The sequence below is a fragment of the Treponema bryantii genome, assembly GCF_900111035.1.
In the GTDB taxonomy this organism is placed as follows: Bacteria; Spirochaetota; Spirochaetia; order Treponematales; family Treponemataceae; genus Treponema_D; species Treponema_D bryantii_C.
This window is the reverse complement of the sequence record NZ_FOFU01000002.1, coordinates 422,011-437,554: the sequence shown is the minus strand read 5'-3', so window position 1 is coordinate 437,554 and position 15,544 is coordinate 422,011. Positions and strand designations below refer to the sequence as shown.

Annotated in this window: 18 protein-coding genes; 6 read left to right on the top strand and 12 right to left on the bottom strand. The window is 37.4% G+C overall.

Annotated features, from left to right (window positions below; all coding sequences use genetic code 11):
• Positions 1-2: 2 nt before the first annotated feature.
• Positions 3-329: a DUF6442 family protein gene (locus BMY21_RS05305; protein WP_074641571.1), complete on the bottom strand. Its 327-nt coding sequence runs from the start codon at positions 327-329 to the stop codon at positions 3-5.
• Positions 330-369: 40 nt separating this feature from the next.
• Positions 370-1,107, bottom strand: coding sequence for a 4Fe-4S binding protein (locus BMY21_RS05300; protein ID WP_074641569.1), 738 nt, complete (start codon positions 1,105-1,107; stop codon positions 370-372).
• 199 nt (positions 1,108-1,306) lie between these two features.
• Between BMY21_RS05300 and BMY21_RS05295 the strand changes: the two genes are divergently transcribed.
• Genes BMY21_RS05295 through BMY21_RS05285 form a run of 3 tightly spaced genes read left to right on the top strand, consistent with a single transcriptional unit; the run spans position 1,307 to position 3,402 of the window.
• On the top strand, positions 1,307-1,540 hold the full coding sequence (locus tag BMY21_RS05295; protein ID WP_074641567.1) for a DUF6290 family protein: 234 nt from the start codon (positions 1,307-1,309) through the stop codon (positions 1,538-1,540).
• A 6-nt stretch (positions 1,541-1,546) separates the two neighbouring features.
• On the top strand, positions 1,547-2,326 hold the full coding sequence (locus tag BMY21_RS05290) for a tRNA threonylcarbamoyladenosine dehydratase (RefSeq protein ID WP_074641565.1): 780 nt from the start codon (positions 1,547-1,549) through the stop codon (positions 2,324-2,326).
• A gap of 53 nt (positions 2,327-2,379) precedes the next feature.
• The gene (locus tag BMY21_RS05285; protein WP_074641563.1) at positions 2,380-3,402 is read left to right on the top strand and encodes a YARHG domain-containing protein; all 1,023 of its coding nucleotides are present in this window, start codon (positions 2,380-2,382) and stop codon (positions 3,400-3,402) included.
• A gap of 16 nt (positions 3,403-3,418) precedes the next feature.
• On the opposite strand, the gene BMY21_RS05280 is transcribed toward BMY21_RS05285, so the two are convergent.
• From BMY21_RS05280 to BMY21_RS05270, 3 genes are read right to left on the bottom strand one after another with little or no spacing between them, the layout of a single operon-like run.
• On the bottom strand, positions 3,419-4,081 hold the full coding sequence (locus BMY21_RS05280) for an MmcQ/YjbR family DNA-binding protein (protein ID WP_074641561.1): 663 nt from the start codon (positions 4,079-4,081) through the stop codon (positions 3,419-3,421).
• Positions 4,082-4,498 (bottom strand): GNAT family N-acetyltransferase, encoded by a 417-nt coding sequence (locus tag BMY21_RS05275; RefSeq protein WP_074641559.1) that lies wholly within the window; start codon positions 4,496-4,498, stop codon positions 4,082-4,084.
• A gap of 29 nt (positions 4,499-4,527) precedes the next feature.
• The gene (locus tag BMY21_RS05270) at positions 4,528-5,427 is read right to left on the bottom strand and encodes a hypothetical protein (protein ID WP_074641558.1); all 900 of its coding nucleotides are present in this window, start codon (positions 5,425-5,427) and stop codon (positions 4,528-4,530) included.
• 192 nt (positions 5,428-5,619) lie between these two features.
• Here BMY21_RS05270 and BMY21_RS05265 point away from each other — a divergent pair, with 192 nt between their 5' ends.
• Complete coding sequence (locus tag BMY21_RS05265) at positions 5,620-6,924, top strand: ATP-binding protein (protein WP_074641556.1); 1,305 nt, start codon at positions 5,620-5,622, stop codon at positions 6,922-6,924.
• Here the strand turns inward: BMY21_RS05265 and BMY21_RS05260 are convergent, their stop codons facing one another.
• From BMY21_RS05260 to BMY21_RS05245, 4 genes are read right to left on the bottom strand one after another with little or no spacing between them, the layout of a single operon-like run.
• The gene (locus BMY21_RS05260) at positions 6,925-8,145 is read right to left on the bottom strand and encodes a YARHG domain-containing protein (protein WP_074641554.1); all 1,221 of its coding nucleotides are present in this window, start codon (positions 8,143-8,145) and stop codon (positions 6,925-6,927) included.
• Positions 8,146-8,154: 9 nt separating this feature from the next.
• Positions 8,155-9,648: an SH3 domain-containing protein gene (locus BMY21_RS16030; RefSeq protein ID WP_074641553.1), complete on the bottom strand. Its 1,494-nt coding sequence runs from the start codon at positions 9,646-9,648 to the stop codon at positions 8,155-8,157.
• 26 nt (positions 9,649-9,674) lie between these two features.
• Complete coding sequence (locus tag BMY21_RS05250; RefSeq protein WP_074641551.1) at positions 9,675-10,841, bottom strand: YARHG domain-containing protein; 1,167 nt, start codon at positions 10,839-10,841, stop codon at positions 9,675-9,677.
• A gap of 10 nt (positions 10,842-10,851) precedes the next feature.
• Positions 10,852-11,517, bottom strand: coding sequence for a hypothetical protein (locus BMY21_RS05245; protein ID WP_074641549.1), 666 nt, complete (start codon positions 11,515-11,517; stop codon positions 10,852-10,854).
• Between the two features lie 274 nt (positions 11,518-11,791).
• On the opposite strand from BMY21_RS05245, the gene BMY21_RS05240 reads away from it, so the two are divergent.
• Together BMY21_RS05240 and BMY21_RS05235 are read left to right on the top strand one after the other, a co-directional pair.
• Positions 11,792-12,283, top strand: coding sequence for a deoxycytidylate deaminase (locus BMY21_RS05240; RefSeq protein WP_074641547.1), 492 nt, complete (start codon positions 11,792-11,794; stop codon positions 12,281-12,283).
• Positions 12,284-12,351: 68 nt separating this feature from the next.
• Positions 12,352-13,677 carry an MATE family efflux transporter gene (locus BMY21_RS05235; protein ID WP_074641546.1) on the top strand — a complete coding sequence of 442 codons (1,326 nt, stop codon included), beginning with the start codon at positions 12,352-12,354 and terminating at the stop codon, positions 13,675-13,677.
• Here the strand turns inward: BMY21_RS05235 and BMY21_RS05230 are convergent, their stop codons facing one another.
• From BMY21_RS05230 to BMY21_RS05220, 3 genes are read right to left on the bottom strand one after another with little or no spacing between them, the layout of a single operon-like run.
• Complete coding sequence (locus BMY21_RS05230) at positions 13,678-14,244, bottom strand: 2'-5' RNA ligase family protein (protein WP_074641544.1); 567 nt, start codon at positions 14,242-14,244, stop codon at positions 13,678-13,680.
• 5 nt (positions 14,245-14,249) lie between these two features.
• Positions 14,250-14,738, bottom strand: coding sequence for an AAA family ATPase (locus BMY21_RS05225; RefSeq protein WP_074641542.1), 489 nt, complete (start codon positions 14,736-14,738; stop codon positions 14,250-14,252).
• A 28-nt stretch (positions 14,739-14,766) separates the two neighbouring features.
• Positions 14,767-15,516 (bottom strand): PHP domain-containing protein, encoded by a 750-nt coding sequence (locus BMY21_RS05220; protein ID WP_074641540.1) that lies wholly within the window; start codon positions 15,514-15,516, stop codon positions 14,767-14,769.
• Between the last annotated feature and the right edge of the window lie 28 nt (positions 15,517-15,544).

The window sequence follows — 15,544 nt, the reverse complement described above, 5'->3', positions numbered from 1 at the left end:
CCTTAAAGGCGGCCTGTCAGCTGCAGAATGAATACTGCTGTCAGCAAAATAAAAATGGCAAGATAGCCGAGCGCAACAAAAAGTTCATGCAGTTTTTTCATCTTGAAAAACTTTACGCAAAAAGCAACTGTGAGCATACCGAAGAAAATCATCCAGCACTGAACGCTTACTCGCTTTGTGAATATCCAGCTGAGGATTGAAACAAAAGCACACAATCCGAATGAAGAAAAGAATGCTGCTGTGGCCGCTGTTTTCTGAACCTCTAAATCAAATACGTCTTTATCGTTGTTTTCTTTTCTGCTTTGTTCAAGGATTTCTTCTTTTGTCATTTTTCGTTCTCCTTATAAACTCCGCGTTAGCGGTTGCTCCTTATTTATTTGTAATTTTATAGTTTAAAACCTTTTTAGGACAAGTCGAAATACATTCTCCGCAGAGGATGCATTCGGCGTTGCGAAGCTCGTCATGCTTTACGTCGGCAACTAAATTTTTTACATCAAGACTCATTGGGCACATTTTGTTACAGGCACCGCAGCCAATGCAGTTCTCGTGCTTTGTTTTAATTTTCAGTTGTGGCAGATGAAGCAGACGTCCTGCCTTATACCCCATGATCATAAAGGGTGCCATCCAGCAGATGTAGTGGCAGTTAGCCCGTTTTCCGTGAATGATTGCTGGAATCAGAAACAAAATTACAATTCCATAGTAAATTACATAGCTGTAAATGTTCGAGATTGAAATCCCATGATCAGTCATAAAAAATGGCTGAATCGTGTAATCGCCTTTTCCCAGTACATGGCAGATAATCAGTCCAGAAAGCCAGATTACCCAGATTCCATATTTGAGATAATTGCGCCAGCCTTGCTTCGGACTTTTTGGAGAGAAGCGTTCAAAGCATTCACTCAAACCTCCGGTAGGACAAAGGAAGCCGCACCATAATCTTCCAAAGAACATTCCAAGAATAAACATCAGGGTAAAAACAATAAAGCTTCCGTTTATGATATGCTGCATCGCTGCCATAATGATGAGGTAGGGTGAGAAATAATAAATCGTAACTGGAAAAAGCAGCATTGAGAATGTAATAAGAAATTTGCGAAAGGTTTGTAATTTCATAGTAACTCCTATGGTGGTTTCGACTGGCTCAACCACCGGCAATGCCAAGTATACTTTGCAACTAAGAGTGTTATAACACTGCCAAGTAAACTTGTCAACAAGAAATTCGTAGAATGAGAAAACCAGCTTAAAAATTGACTTACTTTAATGTATTACATATACTCAATGTAGTGATTAACTCAAATGATGAGGTATAAATATGAGTACACTGAGCTTAAGATTACCAGATTCTTATCACACAGCTGTAAAAGATATTGCAAATCAGGACAATATCTCAATTAATCAGTTTATCGTATCAGCTGTAGCAGAAAAGATTGCCGCTTTTGAAACTCAGCATTACCTCGAAGCACGTGCTCAGAGAGCTTCAAAAGATAAGTTCAATGATGTCCTCGCAAAAGTACCTGCAGCAGAACCTGCTGAGTTTGATAAATAATTTAATATGAACACAAATCAGTTTGCACGAACCAGACTTACATTCGGAAAAGAGAATATGGAAAAACTCTACAATGCCCGTGTTATTGTTTTTGGCATTGGCGGGGTAGGCAGCTATGTTGTTGAGGCTCTGGTTCGTTCCGGGATTGGTGCAATTGATATTGTTGATGATGATAAAATCTGTCTTTCAAATCTGAACCGCCAGCTTTACGCGCTGCAGTCTACAATCGGCAGGGACAAGGTTGATGTTGCCGAAGAGCGTATTCATGACATTAACCCGGACTGTAAAGTAACAAAATGGAAGACCTTCTACATGCCCGACACTGCCGATCAGTTTGATTTTTCTCAGTACGATTATATTGTAGATTGCATTGATACTGTGACCGGAAAACTTGAAATCATCACTCGTGCAAAGGCGCTTAAAAAGCCGGTTATCAGTTGCATGGGTGCTGGAAATAAGGTTGACCCGACTAAGCTCAAGGTTGCTGACATCACGCGCACTTCAGTGTGTCCGCTTGCCCGAGTTATGAGAAACGAACTTAAGAAGCGACGCATCAAACGACTCAAGGTTGTGTTCTCAACTGAGACTGCAATTCCTCCGCAGGTCGATGAAGCTGATCCTGATTTTGAAGATACTTCCGGAGTTACACCTGACCGCAAAGGTTCTCCAAAAAAACAGACTCCCGGCAGCAATGCCTTCGTGCCTTCGGTTGCAGGAATGATTATTGCTGCAGAGGTTGTAAAAGATTTAACTCAGTTCCATGTTACGGATCTGTTTAGAGAATAGATAGACAGTTTAGGTTCGATTTTATATATTAAAAAATGGAGTTAAAAAAAATTATGAAAAAAATTATTATATTATTTAGCCTTTTATTTTCGGTTTTCAGCCTTTATGCAAACGATACTTATTTCTTTATGGCAGGCGGCCAACTTGTTCCTACTAAGGAAGGCAATGTTGATGTCGAAATGTCTGAGGAAATCATAAACATTGTATTAAATCCTAAGGATTACGAAATTACTGTTGATTTCTCTTTTTACAATACCGGGAAAGATATCAGTCTCGAAATCGGTTTTCCTTTTTTCTGTTTAGGAATTGGAGGAGAAGGAACAATTTCTGATTTCAAATGCTGGACTAATGATGTTGAAACCAGTTATACCGATTACCCGATTAAGAAGAACTGGAGTTCAAATGAACCTACAGAACTTGAAAATGCATATGTAAGAACAATTAAGTTTCCTTCTAAGAAGACAACAAAAACCAGAATTTCATATAAAGCTACTTATGGTCGCGAAGCTCCATCCTACAATATAGCAAAGTATCTTTATGGCACCGGTTCCAGCTGGAAAAATGCGATTGGAAAGATGACAGTAAGAATCCAGAGTAATCTCATCTATTCTTCTCCAATTCAGCTTGCACTTCCAGAAGAAGGTTCAATGAAAAGAGTCAGTGACAATGTTTGGGAAGCTGTTTATACAAATATTGAACCGGATGAATACACAAAATGCATTACAATTGTGATGGGTAATATTTTTGGCGATACAGGTCCAAGAGTTCTGCAAAAAAAGAGATTTGTTCCTTGCAACGTGGAATTGACTAAGCAGAGTTTATTCTGGTATACAAAGCCTCAGTTACGCTTGCTCAGAAACGCAATCTATGCTTTTAATGGCTATCCTTTTAAATCAAAAGATTTAATTGAATTGTTTGAAGTCGAATGTGCAGAATACGGATGGTTTGGCTTTAAGGAAATAGATGGAAAATATAAAGGCTATTACCCATTAGATAAAAACTTTTCAGAAGACAAATTATCAGACATTGAAAAGTACAATGTTAAACTGATTCTGGAAGAAGAAAAGAGCTTATAGTATATCGGATTCGGATTTATGCTTTATTCACAAGCGTAAAACTCTTTTCTGTTAGTTCACACAGCTTATTGAAATCAGTTACTGCAGTGAGCAGAATTGTAATCCAGTGTTTCTTATTCATATGCCAGGCGGGGAAGATTGATTTGTGATCTATGAGATTCGGGATGGCATCCTGGTCGGCTTTCATATTTACAACCCAGACGTTTTCATCGCCTGTGAGAGCGAGCTGGCGGTATTTAATTCTCATAACAAGTGCAAACCATTTTTCATTCGGACAGCGGAAGACAAAAGAGTAGGGCGCATCATCCGGCCACGGGTAATCAGGCTCTGCTTCAAATTTTGATTTAATCCAGGCGATGTAATCATCTTTCAAATCATTTGACTCAAAACATTTTGTTTTAATGTCATCAATAATCTTCTGGACTTCTTCGCGTAATGAAGCTACAAATGCGCCGTGAGAAGGGATATCAAAAAGCGGATATTTTTCGCCGGTTGCAGAATCAAAAAGCTGGACGGTGAGTGTCTGGTCGGAAAGCACTAAAGTGATGTCGGCTTTGAATGAACCGTTGGAAACTGGCACTCCCATTTCATAACTGTTGTCATCGCTTGTTGTAAAACCAGTCGCTTTCAGAGAGTCTTTCTTAATTTTTGCCGATCGAAAAATATAACTGTAGTCCATTTAATATTCAATCCACTGATGCATGCCAGGACCGAACAAATCGCTTGGTCTTTCGATAAAGCCGAACTTTTTGTAAAAGCCCTGTTTGTTTTCGGCGGCCATCAGCGAAATCATAATTCGATAGCCGGGTTTAAGAAGGCTTCGGATATATTCCATGATTGCTTCCATCAGTTTTCGGCCGAGTCCTTTTCCCTGATATTCGGGAGCAACAATCACATCTGCAATAAGAACAGAATATCCATGATCCCAGATTACTCGTCCCAGTGAGACCGCTTTATCATTATCTCTGAAACAAATTACATGAGAGTTTTGCAATCCACCTTCAGCCTGTTCAGCCGGAAATACACTCCAGCCAACAGCCTGTCGTAATCCTAAATATTCTTCTGTGGTAATTGTATTTGTGATTTTTATATTCATGTTTTTTTACCTCATTATGCACATCATTACTATTTTATAGAATGTTCTTTATACCACTGTGTGCGCCACTCTGGATCCCAGGTGTTTTCGATGCGATAAAGGCAATGCTTGTTTGTCTGCCAGTTCATGCGCAGAATGTAGATGTCGCCACAAGGATGAACAGCCACCGATTCTAATTGTTCATTTTCAGAATATACTTTCATAGTTTTTATCAGCTCATTGTTCTTGAATAAATAGATATTTGGGGCATCTGAAGTATAGAACATATATCCATTTACCTGTATACCATACCAATAATAAACAACTCCGTTTATATACAATGCATCGTCCTCTATCAAAAGTCCTTTTTTGCCATATTCGCTGTTTTTAGAAAAAAGCCTTATCGTCTGATCTGGGGTTTTGTAATTTTTTTTGTTCTCTTCAATGCTCACCCCCGGATTAATTATGCTGTGAATGGCGGAATTATAATCTACATATAAAAATACGTTATTTTCTTTTGAATAATAAGAGGCTCGGATAATTGTGCTCAGATTCTCGATATCAACGATTTTCTTGCCTGTTTGTTCGTCAATTATACAAACTCCATTTTCATAAACCTGAAAGCCCAACAAGCCCTTGTCCACAGACAAAAAGGCTGTTCCAGGGAACAGGCCAAAATCTTTTCTGTTTTTCAAAGAATAATCCGCTGTGTCCAGAGTATATACAACCCTTGTATCTTCTTGATATACATAGATTTTGCCGTCTGAATCTATCTTCAGGGAATTCCCGGTAACATCTTCGTAAGCTCCTAACATATCGTTAGACCTTATAAAGAGATATCCGTTTTCTTTCTTATTTTCGAACTCGTGCAGTTTTTCAAGCTTATAGTCATCTGCAAATATTGCGCCAAAAATCATCATGCACAGTATTGAAACTACCAGTTTTTTCATTTTCCTGTACTCCTAAATAATTCAACACCTAGCCTATCCCAATTATGTTATTCGTTCAATAACAAAAATCAGATTTAGCAATTTTCACTAAATAGCGCATAAATTTTATTTCTCTATTGAAAACTATCACTATATGCTCTATTATCTAATCGACAATTCTGTAGAATTCTACAAAAAAGGAGAATAAAATCAATGCCGAATCGTCCAAAATACCTCAATCAGCTTATAAATGCAAAACATGACGGCTTTCCTAAAGTTATTACTGGCATACGGCGATGCGGAAAATCCTATCTCCTTAAAGAACTTTATAGAACTCATCTGATAAATGAAGGTGTTAAAGAAGACAACATAATAATTCTTGAACTTGATGATGCAAAAAATGCGGCTTACCGAAATCCCCTTACATTAAATGAATACATTCTTTCAAAATGCTCCGACAAAAGACGGCAGTTCTATGTTTTCATTGACGAAATCCAACGTGTCTACACGATTGTAAATCCTGACTTAACAGACGGAAAAACCGTTCTTGCAAAAGAAGAAGATTCCGAAGTAATTTCATTTATAGATGTAACGCTTGGGCTTTCTCACGAAAGCAACATTGATCTTTATATTACCGGCTCAAATTCTAAAATGCTTTCAAGTGACATTGTGACAGAATTTCGTGATAAAGCTACAGAAATTCATCTTCAGCCACTTTCATTTGCAGAATTCTGTGACTGGACTAAAATGGAAAAATCAGAAGCCCTGTATGAATATATGCAGCACGGAGGCATGCCACTTGCAGTTTTAAAATCTCGCGATGAAAAAGAAACTTACCTTAAGGAACTTTTCAAGACAACATATTTTAAGGACATCCTTGAACGAAAAAAGCTCCGTCGCGAAGAAGCTCTAGACGAATTATGCACAATTCTTGCTACATGCACAGGAGAACTTGTTAATGCCGAAAAGCTTTCCAATACTTTTCATTCAAAGCGAAAAGAAAAAATCAGCAAAGAAACGGTCTCTTCTTACATTCAGGCATTCGAAGATGCTTTCATAATCCGTGAAGCCAAACGATACGATTTAAAAGGCAGGAATTTCATCAATTCTACCCGAAAGTATTATTTCTGCGACACAGGGCTTCGCAATGCCAGACTTGATTTTATGTATCCAGATGAAGGACAGATTCTTGAAAACATTGTTTACAATGAGCTTGTTTACCACGGTTACAATGTGAATGTCGGCTGTTTTGATTCTGTAGAAAAAAACGAAAACGGAAAAAGCGTCAGAAAAACTTACGAAGTTGATTTTATGGCAACAAAAGGCAACGAAACAATATACCTTCAGATTACCGACAACATATCGGATGCACAAACAAAAAAACGCGAAGTCCGCCCATTTATCCTATTGAACGACCAGATAAAAAAAATCATAGTAATCAACCGTCCTGTCAAAGAAACAAAAGATGAAAACGGCTTTACAATTATTGGAATCACAGATTTTCTTTTGGGATTATAGCTACTGCTTTTCCAGCTTTTGTATCATCTCCACAAGCTTCTGGCGGTGTGCCGGAAGCGTCACTTCACCGGATGTTTTGCCTTCATCCGTGTACCAGACCTGCTTCGCGAAATGCGCGGAAAGGTCTGCGCTCTTAAAATGAACGCCGTAAATTGCAAAGATTGTGTTGCGCAAAAGGCGAAGGTCGGCTTTGCTCAAAGTCGGCAGGATTTCATCAACGTATTTGCCGTAATTGTCGTCCGTGTAGCCGTTTATTGCCATGGCGTAGAAGTCCGGCTCTCCCCAGGTGCGGCGGATGCGGAAGACTTCGGTGTATTCTTCGCCAGCAATGTAGTAGTAGATGTTGCCGCCGAAGCCTACGTACCAGCTTGATACAAATAAATGATTATAAACATCAGGATCGGACAATATGTTGGAATAGTCTTGCAATAAAATTCTTGCAATTCTTTTTCCATTTGTGTCATTTATGCAGATATTACTGTTTATACCTTCAAACCGGATATTAGCACCATAACCATTTCCTTGTTCATCATATAAAATGGCTCCGTCAGTTTTTCCATATAAATATTGTTCTGGTTTCCAAAAATCCGTTAAAATATCGTAAGTTGAATAATAAGTGTCACCCCAAATAAGAACATCATTACGAATAAAATCATTGTAGAGCTTGAGTTCCGCTGCCCTTTTTTCGCTATGGGCATATTTTTCGGGGTCATAAGTTTTCAGATATCCCATAGCCTCTTCAGATGAATAGATACGACCGGTGGTATCTACGGCATTTGGATATCCGTATTCGTTGACATAATAAATTATGTAGCCATTATCTTTTTTGAGAATGAAACTGATTCCAGACAAGATATTTTCATATCCAGCTATATATTGAATTTGTTCATTGTCTTTTTCCAGAATTAACACATCGCTATAGTAACTTATATCGAAATCTCCCAATTCTATTTGCATCAAAGCAAAGGTATTCCTATATTCAGTTTTTTTAATACCTTCCAGAGTAGTCAAATCATAATAAGTATAATCAGATGTGCTATTAATGATTTTTATCGTGTTATCAACTTCATTTACGGCAAGCTCATTTGGACTTCCGGGGCCACCTGCGACACCATCCCTATAATATATATCTTGTATTTCACCAAGTTTCTCAACTTCCTGCGCAAAGCAGAAAAGACTCATTGAGAAAATAATTGCCATAAGTAAAATTGTTCTTTTCATATTCAAACCTTAATCCAAATATCCGCCGTAGCACCAGCCTGTGGTGCCTGGTTTTATTTCTTTACCGTCTTTGTCTTTTGCACCGGAAAGAACTTCTACCTGTACCCAGTTGCTGTTTATGCCATCGATAGTTTCTGCTTTACCAAGTTTCAGGATTTTGACTTTTGTACCTTTTTGCATGGTTGTGATTACACTGCTTGATGTTGCTTCCTGAGAACGAAGGCGAAGATTGTCGTTGCAAGTCATTACTTTGCTTACAGCTACGTTTGTTGATGAAGCTGAATCCTGATTATCAAAATTGATGTATTTGGTTTCTACCCAACCTTCGCGGCCGTCTACTTTACGAACTTTGCACCAATCGTTTTGGTGTTCTAATATCCACAGATATTCATGATCAAAATTATAGCCATTATTTTCAGCTGAAAGTTTTGCTTCATTTTGAAGTGGAATGTGATTTGTATTCATGATTCCGATTTCTCGTTTATAGAAATCATATTGTTTTATCCAGTCATTACTGAGCTTTTTAATTTCATAACAGCCTTTTTCTTTGTTACAGTCGGTCAAATAAAAATTTCCTTCAAAATCTATACAAGAACTATTCATTGCAATAAGACCGTTTGAATTGCGAACAGGATTCCAATCCCCAGCAGGTAACTCGCATATATAAACTTCATAAGTCCAAGGATCTAATACTGCTACAATAAATTCATATGGTATTTCTGGATGAGTTGATAAATTAATATTAAAGCCATTACCAATAGCAGAATAATATGATAAACCTTTTTTATCGGTTCCCTCATAGCTAAACGCAGTTGAAAAACTTTTAGAAAGCCATTCATATTTTTCATTCCTGATACTTATATTTTTCCAATAATTAGCAAAATTTGGAGCTTTTTTTACATTGATACAATTATCACCAAAATATTTTTGAGAGCCAATTTTTTTTAATCCTAAATGTTCAGCAAGACCATTTTCCATTTCTTGTTTTGTTTGAGTAGCATTATGAAACTTTGTTTTTCCATCTGGAAGAAGCTCCCAATATATCAAACCAGAATTTCCATTTGAAAAAAGTTTATTTTCAGTATAATAAAGAGAAAAACTAAAGTTATCTTTTACATCACTATAATCAATAGAATAATCTGGTTGGGTTATATTTTTGCTTTTTGTATAGATATCAATTTTATTTATAGAACCTTTTTCACCTAAAACAAGTATCTCATCATTCTGGGAAAAAGAAAGAATGTTATATAAAGACTTATATTCCCTTTTCTGATTTGGATTCTCTAAATTAAAATAAAAATGATTATCTGTATCAAATAGAATCAACTGATTTTTCCAGCTTTGCATCTGATAAATACCAGGATTTCCACCTTCTACTGGATCCCAGTTTTCATAATATTTGATTGGCTGTCCGAATTTAATTTCTTTGGTGACTTCAAATTTTTGAGCAAAAATAAAAATGGTGTTTAGTAAAAATATTACTGATAAAATAAGTTTTTTCATTTCTTTTATCTCCAGATATATTCTAATTATTTCTCTAACTTTTGTATCATTTCAACAAGCTTCTGGCGATGGGCTGGTAGTGTGATTTCGCCGGAGGTTTTGCCTTCATCTGTGTACCAGACTTGTTTTGCGAAATGAGCGGAAAGGTCTGCGCTCTTAAAATGAACGCCGTAAATTGCGAATATTGTGTTCCGCAAAAGGCGGAGTTCTGCTTTGCTCAAGGTTGGAAGAATCTTGTTTACGTACTGGCCGTAAGAGTCGTCTGTGTACCCGTTGATGGCCATAGCATAAAAATCTGGATCACCCCAGGTGCGACGGATGCGGAAAACTTCGGTGTAAGCTTCACCCGCCATATAATAGTAGATGTTACCACCATATCCAACATACCAGCTGGATGAAAGACCTGAATATTCATTCTTAAGTAGATGTTTATAGCCATTATCAATTTGTATGAGCATATTTCTTTTTCCTTCTGGATTTACAATACATAACTCTGTACTTTCATAATCAAATGATAATTGATAGCCATATCCATTTTTGTCATACTGAATTAACCCATTTAAAATATATGAATCATTTTTAACAGTATAATATGTTTCTCCCCAAATTAAGATACGATTGCAGATAAAATCATTATAGAGTTCCAGCTCCGCTGCCCTTTTTTCGCTTTGCCTATATTTTTCGGGGTCATATTCTTTAAGATATGCCATTGCTTCTTCACTTGAATAAATTCGACTGGTTGTATCTACGGCTCCGGGATAGCCTGACTCGTCAACATAATAGACAATATATCCGTTTCCTTTTTTCAGGATAAAACTAATTCCATTAGCACATTCATTTTTTATTTTTACAAATATGTTTTTGTTTTCCTGAATTGTAATTAATGAATCAGAAAAACTTATAATTTTATTCTCTAATCTAATAGATGCTGATGCCCAGAACGAAGTAAAATCATTTATCGTTTCAGATTCATGATTACCGTTTAGAGAGATGCGTGTACCTCCATCCCAGTTACCATTCATTATTTCGATATTATCAGTTACCTCATCAACATATATTCCAAACGGGCTTTCAGAAGTTAGTGATTCATGATGCTTTATTTCGCTGGTTTGAAATAATCTTTCAACTTCCTGCGCAAAGCAGAAAAGACTCATGGAGAAAATGGTTGCTGTAAGTAAAAGTTTCTTTTTCATTTTTGCTACCTTAGTTCTTTTGATGTTCTTTGTACCACTGCTCGCGCCACTGTGGATCCCAGGTGTTTTCTATGCAGTAAAGGGTGTGCTTGTTTGTCTGCCAGTTTATGCGGAGGATGTAGATGTCGCCGCTTGGATGAATTGCGATGGACTCTATTTCTTCATCATTCATTCCCGGATGAACTATACTATGCATAGCTTTGTTTGAATCACGGAAAAACAAAATATCTGTTGATTCATCATAGTAAACAAAATCATCCCAAAAAATATCATTTATGCTAACCTGAAATTTTCGCTTTCCAGTTTTAATGTTTACTGCCAGATAAGAAGTATATGTCCACGAATAATATAAATAATCACTGCTTACTCTGTGTAATCCATAAAGACATGGTAAATCTGATAAGTCATATTTATATTCTTTTTCAGGAAGATGGGTTTTATCTGCCAGATTAAAGGTTGTAAGTTTGTCCCAGTTATAAATAAAAAAATCTCCATTATCATTTATGAATAAACGATTGCCGGTTTCATCATCCTGTGGGACAACTTTTTCTGATGGCCTTATGGAAATAAGGTTTTTGTCGTTATTATATTCCTGAACTGTTTTTATTTCATATTCATTGGCAAATAAGAGGTTCGTAAAAACTAGAAGGAAGGTTGTGATAATTGATTTCTTCATTTTCAAATCTCCAGACTTTTAGATTTTTCTCTCTACTATTGTTGGTTTTATTATAATAAGTAGAGAGTGTGTTATACAATGTGCGGTTTGTTATGGGATGCGGCGGGGGTTTTAGGGGGTGTCCCCCTAGGAGAAGGGGTAGAGGAAGACCGCGCAGCGGGCTGGAGCGAGGGGAAGACTTTCCCCTTCATCATAAAAATTTGAAATTGAAACTCCCTAAATAAAAATCTGTGTTATACTATATGAATATTACGAGTCGGGCCAGGAGAAAAAAATGGACACACGAAGAGACAAAACAAATTACTATCTTGATATTGCGGAGGAGGTTTCTAAACGGTGCACATGTTTGCGCAGACATTATGGGGCGATTATCGTAAAGAATGATGAAATTGTTTCGACGGGTTATGTGGGTGCGCCAAGGGGACGGGCAAATTGTACGGACCTTGGTTATTGTATTCGGGCGAAACTGAATATTCCGCGTGGTGAGCGTTACGAACTTTGCCGCAGTGTTCATGCAGAAGCTAATGCGATTATTTCGGCTCCTAGAGACAGAATGATTGACTCGACTTTGTATCTGACTGGTATTGAAGTAAGCGACAAATCTTATATCAAAAATGCAAACAGCTGTTCTATGTGTAAGCGAATGGTAATCAATGCTGGTATAAAAACTGTTGTAATTAGACTGAATCACGAAGAATATAAAACTATTGAAGTTTCATCCTGGGTTGAAAATGATGAATCTATAGATGGAACTATGGGATACTAGATTTCATTAAAGTACAACTGTAATCGAAAAGATTGATTTTTTCACAATAATCCTCATAATAGTGCGATATGAAACTTAAAGGCTTTTACTCATCACTTGTGGCAATCGCAATTCCAATTTCTCTTCAGGCGCTTTTACAGAACTTTGTAAACATGCTCGACACTGTTATGATCGGGCGGCTTGGAAGTGTTGAAATTGCAGCGGTAGGGCTTGGCAATCAGATCTTTTTTATTCTCAATATGATTCTTTTTGGAATTACTTCTGGCGGCGGAGTTTTTATCGCTCAGTTCTGGGGAAAGAAAGATATTAAGGGAATCAGAAAGTCATTAGGTTTGATGACTTTGATTGCGCTGTTTGTTTCTGTTGTTTTTACTATTCTTGGAATTTTTATTCCGAATAAACTGATTGGTATTTATTCTCCGGATCCTGAGGTTGTAAAGGTTGGCGGTGAATATCTTCGTCTGGCGTGTTTGTCTTACATTCCTACGGCTATCAGTTTTTCTATTACGCTGGCCTTGAGAAGTACAGAGCGTGTTAAACTACCGCTCGTTTGTACGTCAGTTTCTTTGTTTACAAATGCCGGTGCAAATTATGTTTTGATTTTTATTGCTCATCTGGGTGTTAAGGGGGCTGCAATTGCAACTGTGTTTGCCCGTGTTGTTGAACTTATAATTCTTGTAAGCTGGTCATATTCTCACAAATATGAAATCAGTGGTAAGCTCCGTGAACTTCTGGGCTTTGACTGGAGTTTTGTTTTCAAATATATAAAGATTGCTTTTCCGGTTATTATCAATGAAACTTTCTGGGGGCTTGGAACTTCTGTATACAACGGAATCTATGCTCATGCAGGAACAGATGCTTTTACTGCCTACAGTATTACGGGAACTATCAGTCAGCTGACATGGGTATTCTGTATGGGCTTTGGAAACGGAATGGGTGTTCTGATTGGAAAACGAATCGGTGAAAAGAAACTTGATGAAGCCCGCGCATATGCACTGCGTTCAATGTGGTTTATGCCTTTGATTGGGACGGCCGTTGGAATCTTTCTGTTACCACTTTCTAAATTACTGCCGTTCCTCTTCAATGTTGAACCTGAAATAATTAAGATGGCAACTCAGATTCTTATGATTCTGATTCTGCTTTATCCGTTCAATTCTTTCTGTATGGATTGGATTGTCGGTGTGTGCAGGGCAGGCGGAGATACTGTTTTCTCTGCGGTCGGTGAACTGGTTGTTCTATGGGGTGTTGCGATTCCTTTGGGATATGTAGCAGCCTTTGTACTCCATCTTCCAGCTCCAATGATATTCTTATTCCTTTCAAGTGAATCGATTGTAAAGGCGATTATTGGCGTAATCAGAATATTAAGCGGAAAGTGGCTGCACGAGGTAACCTGATTAAGGCAGATTTGAAGATAACGGAAATCTATTTAATTCCAGGAACGGTGAGCACTGGTAAAAGCCGATGTCGTGGATTTTTGCTTCCAGTGGCAGGGTGATTTTTTCTGCGAGTTCTAGCGCTCTGGAAAACTGAGTTTGATTCAGGCCTGTGGCAAGGGTAGTGTGCGGGAACCAGATTTCCGGGATGTAATATTCGTTTTCGCCTGCTTCGAATTCTGGAAGCACTATTTTGTGAAGTTCATCATTTATTGTAGAAAGAAAGTCGTCTTTTGCAGGCTTGAGGAAAAGGACCTTGTTGTTGAAGTTTCCGATTTCTGTAAATCTCACTACGCCGGACTTTTGTGTTTTGGAAAAGTCTTTAACAATCTGAATCAGTTTCTCTTCTGTTTCTTTTGTTCCGTGAAATGCGCCGATTGTCACATGTGGCGGAACCTTGTTTTTGATCATAAAATCATTGCCAGTCTGTTCTGCGATTGAGGACATTGTATTAAAAATGATTTCATTTACATCCTGAGTAAAATGAAGAGAAACTGCATATGTGATAAAAGGCTTTTCGTAACTCATAGGAACTATCCGTTTATAATTTTTTCAGCAACATCTTTTATTGAAAGATTGGTTGTATCAAGAGTATTGCCCAGCGACGAGAAATAATCAAGAGATTTTGTGCTGACTTTTAGCCACTCGTCTGTTCGCCACGGGCATTCTTTGTCATTGTGCCAGCGGTCGGTAAGGGTTGTGTGATTGCAGGTCAGGGTAACGGATTTTATTTCCAGTTCCAGTTTTTTGATGCCTTCGATTATCGAATTGTAGACCCATTCATTATCCATCAGCCAGACCAGGACAATCATCTTACATTCAGAACATTTTTTATAGTTGCCGATCATGTGAAGAATATTGTCCACGGCCATAGTCTTGGTTTCGCGGTTCCCAACAAAAGGATGAATGTCGAGGCACCAGTCGCCGTCAATAAAGGCTGTTCCCGGAGTATGTTCTGCAATGTATTTGCCAACAGCGGTCTTTCCAACCCCCATCGGTCCGTTTAGTATGATTACTTTCATTTATTTGAATCCTTTTATTCCGAGGTTTCTATTTTTTCTGGTTTAATAATTCAATATATTCCATTCGTTTAATCATATGTTCTGTTGAGTGGGCATCAAAACCAATAATAGTTTTTATTGGATTTGATGTTGTCTGATTATACAATTCAACCAGATTCCAGAATTCTTTTCTCCAGAAAATATGATGGGATTTTTCGATATGTTTTTCATATGACGAAAGATTTTTTTCGAGAATGATATTGTATTGAGAAGCGGTGGCTATAAGTTTGTTTGAAATATCAGTTAGCTCTTGTGTCCATTTTTTACAACGACGAAAGAATCTGTCTGGATGAGCAACAATATTAAAATATCCGGTTTTCATTCCTTCTATCATTGCATTGCAACAGCCGATATATTCATCAGATTTGTCCTTGTCATCAAAACTATAAGTTCCATCCGGATGCTGAAAAAAATGCTGCCCGATAATTAGAGGATGCAGATTTAATTCATACAGATATTTATAGTAATTTATCATTGAAGGAAGAAATTCAACTTCAAGACCTGTTTCTATTTGAATCTGTCCCTGATATTTTATTTGTAGATTTTTTAGCGATTCAATATATTCAGAAAGCTGTTCTATTTCCATACGGTTGTTGAACGGATTTTCCGGGAATGGACAATGCTCTGTAAAAGTTATTTTTTCAGCTCCTAAAGATAAAGCTTCTTTTATAAACTCTTCGTCACTTTCATTGGAACCATGCTTGCATCTGAATGTATGTACGTGGAATATATGTTTCATAATTATATCTCTTTAGGATTGTAGCATA

Bases quoted from the DNA above. Each gene is read 5' to 3' on its own strand.
- BMY21_RS05305 (WP_074641571.1), bottom strand. From the start codon at position 329: ATGACAAAAGAAGAAATCCTTGAACAAAGCAGAAAAGAAAACAACGAT.
- BMY21_RS05300 (WP_074641569.1), bottom strand. From the start codon at position 1,107: ATGAAATTACAAACCTTTCGCAAATTTCTTATTACATTCTCAATGCTG.
- BMY21_RS05295 (WP_074641567.1), top strand. From the start codon at position 1,307: ATGAGTACACTGAGCTTAAGATTACCAGATTCTTATCACACAGCTGTA.
- BMY21_RS05290 (WP_074641565.1), top strand. From the start codon at position 1,547: ATGAACACAAATCAGTTTGCACGAACCAGACTTACATTCGGAAAAGAG.
- BMY21_RS05285 (WP_074641563.1), top strand. From the start codon at position 2,380: ATGAAAAAAATTATTATATTATTTAGCCTTTTATTTTCGGTTTTCAGC.
- BMY21_RS05280 (WP_074641561.1), bottom strand. From the start codon at position 4,081: ATGGACTACAGTTATATTTTTCGATCGGCAAAAATTAAGAAAGACTCT.
- BMY21_RS05275 (WP_074641559.1), bottom strand. From the start codon at position 4,498: ATGAATATAAAAATCACAAATACAATTACCACAGAAGAATATTTAGGA.
- BMY21_RS05270 (WP_074641558.1), bottom strand. From the start codon at position 5,427: ATGAAAAAACTGGTAGTTTCAATACTGTGCATGATGATTTTTGGCGCA.
- BMY21_RS05265 (WP_074641556.1), top strand. From the start codon at position 5,620: ATGCCGAATCGTCCAAAATACCTCAATCAGCTTATAAATGCAAAACAT.
- BMY21_RS05260 (WP_074641554.1), bottom strand. From the start codon at position 8,145: ATGAAAAGAACAATTTTACTTATGGCAATTATTTTCTCAATGAGTCTT.
- BMY21_RS16030 (WP_074641553.1), bottom strand. From the start codon at position 9,648: ATGAAAAAACTTATTTTATCAGTAATATTTTTACTAAACACCATTTTT.
- BMY21_RS05250 (WP_074641551.1), bottom strand. From the start codon at position 10,841: ATGAAAAAGAAACTTTTACTTACAGCAACCATTTTCTCCATGAGTCTT.
- BMY21_RS05245 (WP_074641549.1), bottom strand. From the start codon at position 11,517: ATGAAGAAATCAATTATCACAACCTTCCTTCTAGTTTTTACGAACCTC.
- BMY21_RS05240 (WP_074641547.1), top strand. From the start codon at position 11,792: ATGGACACACGAAGAGACAAAACAAATTACTATCTTGATATTGCGGAG.
- BMY21_RS05235 (WP_074641546.1), top strand. From the start codon at position 12,352: ATGAAACTTAAAGGCTTTTACTCATCACTTGTGGCAATCGCAATTCCA.
- BMY21_RS05230 (WP_074641544.1), bottom strand. From the start codon at position 14,244: ATGAGTTACGAAAAGCCTTTTATCACATATGCAGTTTCTCTTCATTTT.
- BMY21_RS05225 (WP_074641542.1), bottom strand. From the start codon at position 14,738: ATGAAAGTAATCATACTAAACGGACCGATGGGGGTTGGAAAGACCGCT.
- BMY21_RS05220 (WP_074641540.1), bottom strand. From the start codon at position 15,516: ATGAAACATATATTCCACGTACATACATTCAGATGCAAGCATGGTTCC.